Here is a 6,349-nt window from a genome sequence, read left to right as displayed (position 1 = left end):
GGAGGCGGTGCTGATCGCGACCGCGGCCGGCGTGCACCCGACAGATCCCGGCGCCTAGCCGGCGCCTGCGAGGGGGCCGGGCTGCGCGGACAGCCCGTCGTGCCGCAGGCCTGCACCTCCGGCAGGCGGTGACGCCCGTCAGCGTCGCTACCGTGTTGTCCAGACAGGCGGAAGCAGGGCTTTGAGACCCTGTGCAACGCCATTCTGGATCGGCCGGGATTCCCTCACACTCATCGGAGATCCGGACGGTGCGCGGTAGAGGAAATCCACGGCATTCCAGAAGTCGGCGCGCTCGGTGGGCGTCAGGCGGCTCAGAACGATCCGGATCTCGACCATTGCGGCGGCGGCACAGGCGCCAAGGTCATCGGGAGTGAATGGAATCTGGGAATCCGCCATGCGATGCCCTCCAGGCGCTGAGAGTTCTCCCGAAATTGAGTGTGGTCCTGCCGGCAACAATTGGGGCGGCTCCTAGGGCAAAGTCCTGGTCGGCACGCCCGTCCGGCATCTCACTTAGGATGGATCCGGATACCAGCCCGGCCAGCGGACGCCATCTGAACTCGCCAGGACGATGTACGGAGGCGAAGCTTGAGTGCGAACGGCCTCAATGTCTTCGACAAGACATCACACGGGGCGCATGTGTGGCTCGACGACGTGATGCTGCACGAGGCGATCGGGCCCGACCGGCAAGCGGCGTCGCACGCGCTCCGCGTCGCGCTGCGGCACCGGCGGGATCGTGGACCGGTCGGGCGACCGGCGGGGGATTTCTTCGATGCTGTCAGAGATGGCGAGTGAAATTCTGGCCTACTTGCGCGACACGCACCGGCTGCCAGGGGCACGCCTGCGCATCACGACGCTGGACGAACGCTTCGGGACCGACCCTGCAGTCGCGGTGGCGATCTCCGAACTCGCACGCGCCGGATATGTCGCGACACCGGACGCCGGCACGATCGAGCTGACCCCGCGGGGTTACGAGGCACTGGTGAGCGGACGGCCCTGAACTCGGCGCGCAAGCAATCGCTCATGCAGATGGAGAACGGGACATGGCGATGAACGGAGTTGATGGCGAGGACGGACGTCGCCTGCTCGATCGGATCACCGAAGGCCTGGCGGTCGTCGATCGCGACGGAACGCGGATCGGATCCGTCGACAAAGTCGAAGGTGGTCACCTCAAGATCTCCCGTGCCGACCAGGAGCCTCGAAATCAGCATCAATACGTCGCCCCAGACTGGATTGCTGCCGTCGATGACCGGGTTCGACTGAACCGGACCTTCGACGAGGCGAGGCGCTTGTGGGCGCGAGAGCCCTACGCGAAGCGGCATCATCTCCAACGCGCGATCTGACGCCGTTGCTGCGCGATGTCTTTTCGCGCCCCGAGAACACCGCCAAGCTTCTTGAGGAGGCTTGACGGTCAAGAGTGAGCCGGATCAGGCCCGATCCGTCGGCGCGACGGATCAGGCTTCAGCGAGGTACGTCAAGCTCCAGCCAAATCCTCAGGGGGGCGCTGCATGACCGGCGGAATCTGCGATATCTGTGGGGTGCGGCCGGCCACGGTGCGGGCCCAGGTGGTCAGCAACGGCCAGCGCCAGACGATGGAATTGTGCGACGTCGATTACCGTCGCCTCGCGCGCCAGCAGGGCCGCCCCAGCTCGCCGCTCGAATCGCTGTTCGGCGGGCCGGGAGGCAGCCTCTTCGACGACTTTTTCGGTGGCGACGTCTTCGGCCGCGGGCCTCGCGTCGGACGTGACGACCCCCACATCGGCGAGATCGGGGACGGAGCGGATGCGCCCCCCAGCCCGATCAGGTCCGGCCGCGGCGCAGCGCGTGGCCGGCCGGCGGGCGGCATCGCCGAGCGCCTCTCCGCCCATGCCGAGGAGATCCTGCAGGGAGCCGCGCGGCGCGCCCAGGACCTGAACCGGCGCGAGGTCGACACCGAGCACCTGCTGTATGCATTGACCGACAGCGACGTCGTGCGCACCATCTTCGACCAATTCAAGGTTGCGGTCGGTGACCTGCGCCGGCAGCTCGACCAGGAAGGCCAGAGCACGGGCGGCGCGGCGGGGGCGGACACGTCCGGCACGGATGACGCCGCGATCGGTGTCTCGCCCCGGGTCAAGAACGCCCTGTCGCGCGCCTACCAGGCCTCGCGAGAGTTCGGCCACTCCTATGTCGGCCCCGAGCACCTGCTGATCGGCTTGACGGAGGAAGGCGAGGGCATCGCCGCGGACGTGCTCCGCCGCTACGGCCTCACTCCGCAGGCGATCCGCCAGCAGGTCACCAAGGTCGTCGGGCGCGGCGCCGAGGAGGGCCGCGTCGACGCCCCCACCAACACGCCCAATCTCGACAAGTACGCGCGCGATCTCACCCAGCTCGCCCGTGACGGCAAGCTCGACCCGGTGATCGGCCGGGCGCGCGAGATCGAGACCACGGTCGAGGTGCTCGCCCGGCGCAAGAAGAACAATCCGGTGCTGATCGGCGAGCCCGGCGTCGGCAAGACCGCCATCGTGGAGGGACTGGCCCAGCGCATGGTTGCCGGCGAAGTGCCTGAGAGCCTGCACGACAAGCGTCTGGTCGAGCTCTCGATCAACTCCATGGTGGCCGGCTCCAAGTACCGCGGCGAGTTCGAGGAACGGGTGCAGGAGATCCTGAAGGAGGTGGAGGCCGCCCAGGACAGCCTCATCCTGTTCATCGACGAGATCCACACCATCGTGGGGGCCGGGCAAGGTGGCGGCGAGGGCGGGCTCGACATCGCCAACGTGTTCAAACCGGCCCTTGCCCGAGGCGAACTGAACCTCATCGGCGCGACCACGCTCAACGAGTACCAGAAGCACATCGAGAAGGATGCGGCCTTGGAGCGGCGCTTCCAGCCGGTCTTCGTGCCGGAGCCCACGGTGGCGCAGACCATCATGATCCTGCGCGGCTTGCGCGATACGCTGGAGGCGCACCACAAGGTCACCATCACCGACGATGCGGTGATTGCCGCCGCCGAATTGTCCGACCGCTACATCACGGGCCGGTTTCTGCCCGACAAGGCCATCGACCTCATCGACCAGGCAGCGGCGCGGGTGAAGATCTCGGCCACGGCCCGGCCCATCGACATCCAAGAACTCGAAGCTGAGGTGCGCCAGCTCAAGCGCGAGCAGGACTATGCGGCGTCGCGCAAGCAGTTCGACCGCGCCCAGGAGATCCAGGCCCAGCACGCGGCCAAGGACAAGGAACTCGGCGAGGCGACCGATCGCTGGCGGCGCGAGCGCGGCTCGGCATCGGCCGAGGTCACGGCCGAGCACGTGGCGCAAGTGGTCTCGAAGCTCACCGGCGTGCCCGTGAGCGAGCTGACCACCGAGGAGCGCCAGCGGCTGGTCGCCATGGAGGAGCGGCTGCACAAGCGGGTCATCGGCCAGGACGAGGCGGTGAAGGCCGTGAGCGATGCCGTTCGGCTCGCCCGGGCGGGTCTGCGCGAGGGCCGGCGGCCGATTGCGACCTTCCTGTTCCTCGGTCCGACCGGCGTCGGCAAGACGGAACTCGCCAAGGCGTTGGCCGAGACGGTGTTCGGCGATGAGGATGCGCTGATCCGTCTGGACATGTCCGAGTACATGGAGCGGCACGCCGTCTCGCGCCTGATCGGCGCGCCGCCGGGCTATGTCGGGTACGAGGAGGGCGGTCAGCTCACCGAGCGGGTGCGGCGCCGGCCCTACGCGGTCGTGCTGCTCGACGAAATCGAGAAGGCGCACCCGGACGTCTACAACACGCTGCTGCAGGTGTTCGACGACGGCCGGCTGACCGACGGCAAGGGCCGGGTGGTGGACTTCACCAACACGGTGCTGATTGCGACTTCGAACCTCGGCGCTGACATCATCCAGCGCAACCTGCGCTTGCGCGGAACCGAAGCTGATGATCCGGCTCGCCTGAAGCGCGAGTTGATGGACGTGCTGCGCGGCCACTTCCGGCCGGAGTTCATCAACCGCATCGACGAGATCATCGTCTTCCACGCACTCGGCCAAGCCGAGATCCGCTCCATCGTCGCGCTTCAGCTGGAGCGGGTCCGGCGCACGGCACAGGGCCAGGGTGTCGAACTCGTGATGGACCAGAGTCTCGTCGACCATCTCGCGGCGGCAGGGTTCCGCCCGGAGTTCGGGGCGCGCGAGCTCCGGCGCTTGATCCGCTCCGAGCTTGAGACGCAGCTCGCCCGCGCGATGCTCGCCGACGAGGTGCACGAGGGCGACCGCGTGATGGCCCGCTGGGACGGCAGTCAGCACACGGTGGTGCTGGAGCCACAACCCGGGGCGGCCGAGGGCGGGTCCAATCCCACCGGTAAGCGCTCACGCCGTCAGCGCGGCGGGACAGAGGCCGCGAAGAACCCGACGACACCGGGTGAAAGACCTGCGGCGGCGGAGTAGCAACCTGCGTCGAGCCGCGCCGTGCAACAGTTCCGCCCCCGGATGACCAGCCGGACCAGACGAGCTGATCCTGGAGACCGCCATGAGCCTCGACATCTTGTTCCGCCCCTTCGAGCACAAGTCGCTCCGGCTGCAGAACCGGATTGTCATGGCGCCGATGACGCGCTCGTTCTCTCCCGCCGGCGTTCCGACACCTGACGTGGCCGCCTATTACCGCCGACGCGCGCCCGAGGTGGGGCTGATCATCTCGGAAGGCACCGTCATCGACCGGCCGGCGTCGTCGAACGATCCCGCGGTTCCTCATTTCCATGGCGAGCAGGCACTCGCCGGATGGAAGCGCGTCATCGACGAGGTTCATGCCGCCGGAGGCGCGATGGCGCCGCAGATCTGGCACATGGGCATCGTGGCCCCGCATGCGTCCGGCTGGACGCCGCCCGCTCCCATGGAAGGCCCGTCCGGGCTCGTCGTCCCCGGGAAGGCCGGCGGCGTCGCGATGTCCGAGACCGACATCGCCGAGACGGTCGCAGCGTTCGGCCGTGCCGCCGCGGAGACCAAGCGGCTCGGCTTCGACGCGGTCGAGATCCACGGCGCACACGGCTACCTGATCGATCAGTTCTTCTGGGCCGGCGTGAACAAGCGCCAGGACCGCTACGGCGGCGTGACTTTACCCGAGCGCAGCCGCTTGGCCGTCGAGGTCGTGCGCGCGGTTCGCTCTGCGGTCGGCGAGGACTTTGCCGTGATCCTGCGCCTCTCGCAGTGGAAGCAGCAGGATTTTGCGGTGAAACTCGCCCGCACACCCGACGAGATGGCGGCGTGGCTCAACCCTCTCGCCGAAGCGGGTGTCGACATCTTCCACTGCTCGCAGCGGCGTTTCTGGCAGCCGGAATTCGAAGGCTCGGACCTGAACTTCGCGGGTTGGGCGAAGAAGCTAACGGGCAAGCCGTCGATCACGGTCGGCTCGGTCGGACTCTCGGGCGAGTTCATTGCCGCCTTCCAGGGCGAGAGCTCGCGTCCTGATCCGCTCGATGAACTCATTCGCCGTCTCGCACGTGGCGACTTCGACCTTGTGGCCGTCGGCCGGGCCATGCTGTCTGACCCGCATTGGATCAGCAAGATCCGCGAGGGACGGCACGAGCAGTTGCAGGATTTCACCCGTGAGGCACTCGCCACTCTCTTCTGAGAATCGTGCCCGCGCTGGATCGGAGCACTGGGATCGGCCGAACGCCTCACAAAGTGCTCAGCGTCGGCGTTGGCGGGATCATGGCGGTCCGCTCACGGTGGCGGAGGCTCGCCGCCACCGGCACCCGACCCGGTAGCGGAGTCGATCACCTGCCTGCATCAGTGCTGCGCCCGCATGCAGGCGGCCATCGACGTGCTGACCACCATCGGGCGCGACACCTCCGGGGCGGAACAGACCCTCGCGGTGATCGCGCGCAGCCTTGCCGACCCTTACGCGCTGCGGCTCGCCACGGCCGCGAGGATAGCGGCGTGAGCCTGACGGGTGGACGCGACGTCTCCCACTCTCGTCCATACGCTGATCGCACGCGGATCGGGGGGAGCGCCAAGCGGGGGTTACCGACTTCGAATGGCCGCTGTTGCATGGCGAGCGCCCATTCCGGCATCACTCATCGAAGGCCCGGAAGTGGCGCGAACCGGCGCTTCGCGCCCGCCGTCCAGAAATCGACGTCCCACACTCAGGACACTGGTCCTGGACCATGCAGATCATGAACAGAAAGCGAACAAAGCGGTTGCGCGGTCGCGCGATCTGAGCCGTACCGGCCGCACGCAGTGGGCCGTCGCCCGGCAATGCCTCAGCGTGTCCTTACCTACCGAAGCTGACAGCCAGGCCAAGAGGCGAACTGGTACTGAATCGTTGCCAGGAACTCCCCGCCGGGGGAGATCTGAGGATCGCGTCGCCCGCAGAGGCTAGAGCCGTGAACCGCCCCGGGTTTCCC

General features: G+C 67.7%; 7 protein-coding genes. 6 read left to right on the top strand and 1 reads right to left on the bottom strand.

Features of this window, described 5'->3' with window-relative positions; translation table 11 throughout:
- Nucleotides 1-147 precede the first annotated feature (147 nt).
- Complete coding sequence (locus MFF61_RS26865; RefSeq protein ID WP_238240764.1) at nt 148-396, bottom strand: hypothetical protein; 249 nt, start codon at nt 394-396, stop codon at nt 148-150.
- Nucleotides 397-585: 189 nt separating this feature from the next.
- Here MFF61_RS26865 and MFF61_RS26860 point away from each other — a divergent pair, with 189 nt between their 5' ends.
- The 6 genes from MFF61_RS26860 to MFF61_RS26835 all read left to right on the top strand — a co-directional run bounded on the left by MFF61_RS26860 (nt 586) and on the right by MFF61_RS26835 (nt 5,886).
- A complete protein-coding gene (locus MFF61_RS26860) occupies nt 586-792 on the top strand; it encodes a hypothetical protein (RefSeq protein WP_238240763.1) in 207 nt (68 codons plus the stop codon).
- Complete coding sequence (locus tag MFF61_RS26855; RefSeq protein ID WP_238240762.1) at nt 770-997, top strand: hypothetical protein; 228 nt, start codon at nt 770-772, stop codon at nt 995-997. The genes MFF61_RS26860 and MFF61_RS26855 overlap by 23 nt, the downstream gene beginning before the upstream one ends.
- 43 nt (nt 998-1,040) lie before the next feature.
- Nucleotides 1,041-1,340, top strand: a complete 300-nt coding sequence (locus tag MFF61_RS26850; protein WP_238240761.1) for a DUF2171 domain-containing protein — start codon at nt 1,041-1,043, stop codon at nt 1,338-1,340.
- Between the two features lie 195 nt (nt 1,341-1,535).
- Nucleotides 1,536-4,394: an ATP-dependent Clp protease ATP-binding subunit gene (locus tag MFF61_RS26845; RefSeq protein ID WP_283206041.1), complete on the top strand. Its 2,859-nt coding sequence runs from the start codon at nt 1,536-1,538 to the stop codon at nt 4,392-4,394.
- Nucleotides 4,395-4,476: 82 nt separating this feature from the next.
- Nucleotides 4,477-5,574 carry an NADH:flavin oxidoreductase gene (locus MFF61_RS26840; protein WP_238240760.1) on the top strand — a complete coding sequence of 366 codons (1,098 nt, stop codon included), beginning with the start codon at nt 4,477-4,479 and terminating at the stop codon, nt 5,572-5,574.
- A 174-nt stretch (nt 5,575-5,748) separates the two neighbouring features.
- A complete protein-coding gene (locus MFF61_RS26835; RefSeq protein WP_238240759.1) occupies nt 5,749-5,886 on the top strand; it encodes a hypothetical protein in 138 nt (45 codons plus the stop codon).
- Nucleotides 5,887-6,349: the final 463 nt, after the last annotated feature.

It is taken from the genome of Methylobacterium isbiliense (genome assembly GCF_022179325.1).
Classification (GTDB): Bacteria; Pseudomonadota; Alphaproteobacteria; order Rhizobiales; family Beijerinckiaceae; genus Methylobacterium; species Methylobacterium isbiliense.
The sequence above is the reverse complement of the archived record's forward strand: the minus strand, read 5'-3'. Positions and strand labels throughout refer to the sequence as shown.